Below are 3,386 nucleotides of genomic sequence, written 5' to 3'. Positions count from 1 at the left end.
GGTGTACAAGGACCACAAGGAGATCCAGGCGTTGATGGTGCCGGTATGATCTGGCAAGGTAGCTGGAGCGCAGCGGTTTCTTATAATATTGGTGATGCTGTAGAAAATAGTGGTAGCAGTTATATAAGTCTGCAAGATGCCAATCAAGGCAATACGCCTCCCGCTACTGGACTTTGGGGATTAGTGGCAGTTAAGGGAAATACAGGTTCTCCTGGTTCTTCTGGTTCTAGAGGGGCGACAGGGGCGACAGGGCCAGCGGGCAGCTATACCATAGGTTCCGGTCTGGTGGACTCATCAGGAACCTTGAGCGTAACCTTTGGCTCCACCGAATTGTTAGATCTTTCCGGAATCGATGCTTCAACAACTACGGAAGGTCTACGTTTACCCCAGGCTGCTGATGTTTCTAATGCTACGGCTGAAGGGCAAATCAGTTGGGACACTGATAACGACACCCTATTTGTGGGCACGGGAAGCAGCAGTCAGATAGCGTTTGGCACTGGTTCCGGCGACATGACCAAATCCGTGTATGATACAGATAACAACAACAAGGTTGACGCGGACAAAGTGGATGGTGTTGATGGTGCGCCAGTGGGTGCTAGTTCAGCAAATACAGGAGCATTTACCACTTTAGAAGCATCTTCAACAACCACCCTTAATGCAGGGGTTATAGTAAAAAATGGTGCTTCTGCTGGTACGATTGAGATTTTTGAAGCCAGTGGTGGTGGTACTGAAAAAGTCACTCTACAAACTCAAGCAATGGCAGCAGATTATAGTTTAACCTTGCCAGCCGATGGTGGTAGCAATGGTGAAATACTAAGTACAGACGGCAGTGGAGTTCTTTCTTGGACAACGGCTGGCAATGTCACTTTGACTGGAGCAGAAACATTAACGAATAAGACCTTAACCAATCCAACCTTAACCAATCCAACCATTAATGCCAGTACATTAAATGGAGCAATAGCTGGAACACCAACATTTTTAGGAGCCGTGGTGTTAAATACACCAGACATCAACGGCGGTTCAGTTGATGGTGCGCCAGTGGGTGCTAATTCAGCAAGTACAGGAGCATTTACTAATTTAACCACTAGTGGCGACACCACTCTTGGTGATACAGCAGCCGATATCGTTACTGTTACGGGAATAGTACAAGGAGCTAGTCCGTTAATATTTGAAGGCGGCACAGCAGATGGCAATGAAACTACTTTGGCTATCACCGCACCAAGTGCAGATCGCACCATTACCTTGCCAGATGCTTCGGGTACTGTTGTGTTGGCTAATGCGGATGGTCAACACACCCAAACCATTGATGCTACAGCAAAAACAGCAGCCTATACTCTAACCAATACTGATGGCACTGTTTTAGCTGATACTTTTGGTAGTGCATTCACCTTCACCTTGCCGACTGCTTCTGGTATTGCTGGACGAACCTACACAGTTAAGCTAATTACTGCCGGAAATGATTTAACTCTTGATGGCAATGCTGCTGAAACCATTGATGGTGTAGCTAATTCCATTCTGTCTATAGCAGGAGATGCAGTAACGCTAATCAGTGATGGGACGAATTGGTGGACGATTGCTAATAAATCCAAATCCCCTGACTTTAAAGATGAAGACACCATGACATCAGATAGCGACACCGCCGTGGCTTCTCAACAGTCAATCAAGGCTTATGTTGATAGTTCAGCCGCTGCGGGTAGCGGTGGTTATCCTACATCGGTTTCTGCCAAGAGCAGCAGCACGATGAATCATAAAGCGGCGGTGAACTACTGTTCAAATTTGACCGCCACTTATACAGACTGGCGATTGCCCACTGCCGGGGAATTGGCCAACCTTTGTGCTTCAGGCAACGGAGATTGCACTGGAACGGATTATCTCTGGACAGCCACGCACAGGGACCTTTACTATGGTGGTTGGGTCGTACTCAGGCCATCTGATGACTATTGGTTCGGCGGCGGTTACGACTCTAGCTATTATGTTCGTTGTGTCCGCTAGGCATTCCCTTTTGATCTTTGACCTTTGATTTTTTATTTTTTATTTTTTTATTTTTACAGTGGGGCATCCCGCCCGAAGGTTGTTTTTTACCGAGGGGCGCTTTAGGGGGCTGTTTGGTCACGGCTGTGCAGCGTAGAGGTGAAAGGGGTGTTTGCGGCATAGCCCGCTTGTATTGTTGCAAGCATTATATTCTGTTATCCAGTTCAACCGGATAACGGGACGATCCTGCCGAAGTAATTCTGTTGTGGGTCGTTTGAGTGGCTATGCAATTCCTACGTGTTGTTGGTTGACAGTGATTATCTCTGGACAGCCACGCACAGGGACAATAACAATGGTAATTGGGTCGTACTCAGGCCATCTGATGACAATTGGAACAACAACAATTACAACAATAGCAATTATGTTCGTTGTGTCCGCTAGGAAAACGCTTCTTTGCTCATTAGGAACTGTAAATAGTTTGGTCGCCCGTTAAGGGCGACTTTTTTTATTATGGAATCAAAAAAATATCGTCACCCACAGATATTTGCTGATGTACTGGTTTTATACAAACAGTATTTTCAAGCTCACAGCAATTTACCTAAATTATTTCGAGTTACTATTGGTTCAGAAATCTTGAGTGAATTGTCTTCTTTGATGCGTTTAATTACTTTGGCAAATTTCAAAAAGGAGAACAGCGAAGATTGGAAGGAAGCGATTTCTTGTCTTAAAGATATTCGCTCAAGGGTCGAACTGTTGAAAAGTTATTTCTTTGTGGCTTGGGAAATGAAACTGATCTCGCATGGGTTTTATGCGGATGTTTCCAATAGAATTGAATCCATCAGCAAACAAGCAGCCCGTTGGGAAGCATGGATTAGAAAGCAGCTAACCAATAATAAACACCGCTCTTGATTTTAATGCTGTTATAGTTTGCATCAGCAGGTAAAAAATAACGTTTTAATTCTTGAAGGTGATGATGATATATATGTTTACGCAGTTTGTAACTGTCGGCAAAACGGAATATACCATAATATGAATTGATAGTCGCTTGCATCTCTTGTAATAATGCAGGCGTTGGTGTGACTGGTGGCAACAGGTCTCCACTGCGATAACGCTTGGTTATTTTTAAGTTACTTGGTGGGTTGCCATAGGGAAACTTATCTGGGTTGAGCAAATGATTAAAAAAATATAGTCGTCGTTTCAAGGCTCTGACGGTGCGTTGGCGCACCAAAATATGGTCTTTGTAAGTTATATATCCTAAAAAATTGATACCACGAGAAACAGCTTGCAACGTAACCATTCAGACCCCCTCCACCTGAGCGACAGGCAAAGCCGGAGCGCTTCTCCCTGCCCGCCGCTCTCCAATAACCTTTTCCAGATAACGCCAAGGAGAAACATCTCGCTTACGGCAGGTATCA

Annotated in this window: 3 protein-coding genes; 2 read left to right on the top strand and 1 reads right to left on the bottom strand. The window is 45.0% G+C overall.

Features of this window, described 5'->3' with window-relative positions; all coding sequences use genetic code 11:
* A partial coding sequence (locus QUF61_RS18010; protein WP_289682936.1) for an Lcl C-terminal domain-containing protein occupies nt 1-1,992 on the top strand: 1,992 nt, incomplete at its 5' end.
* Between the two features lie 489 nt (nt 1,993-2,481).
* Nucleotides 2,482-2,880 (top strand): four helix bundle protein, encoded by a 399-nt coding sequence (locus QUF61_RS18005; protein WP_103919536.1) that lies wholly within the window; start codon nt 2,482-2,484, stop codon nt 2,878-2,880.
* On the opposite strand, the gene QUF61_RS18000 is transcribed toward QUF61_RS18005, so the two are convergent.
* A complete protein-coding gene (locus tag QUF61_RS18000) occupies nt 2,843-3,268 on the bottom strand; it encodes a hypothetical protein (protein WP_289682935.1) in 426 nt (141 codons plus the stop codon). The genes QUF61_RS18005 and QUF61_RS18000 overlap by 38 nt on opposite strands.
* Between the last annotated feature and the right edge of the window lie 118 nt (nt 3,269-3,386).

Source organism: Candidatus Venteria ishoeyi (assembly GCF_030378065.1).
GTDB classification, from domain to species: Bacteria; Pseudomonadota; Gammaproteobacteria; order Beggiatoales; family Beggiatoaceae; genus Venteria; species Venteria ishoeyi.
This window is presented reverse-complemented; position numbering and strand designations above follow the sequence as displayed.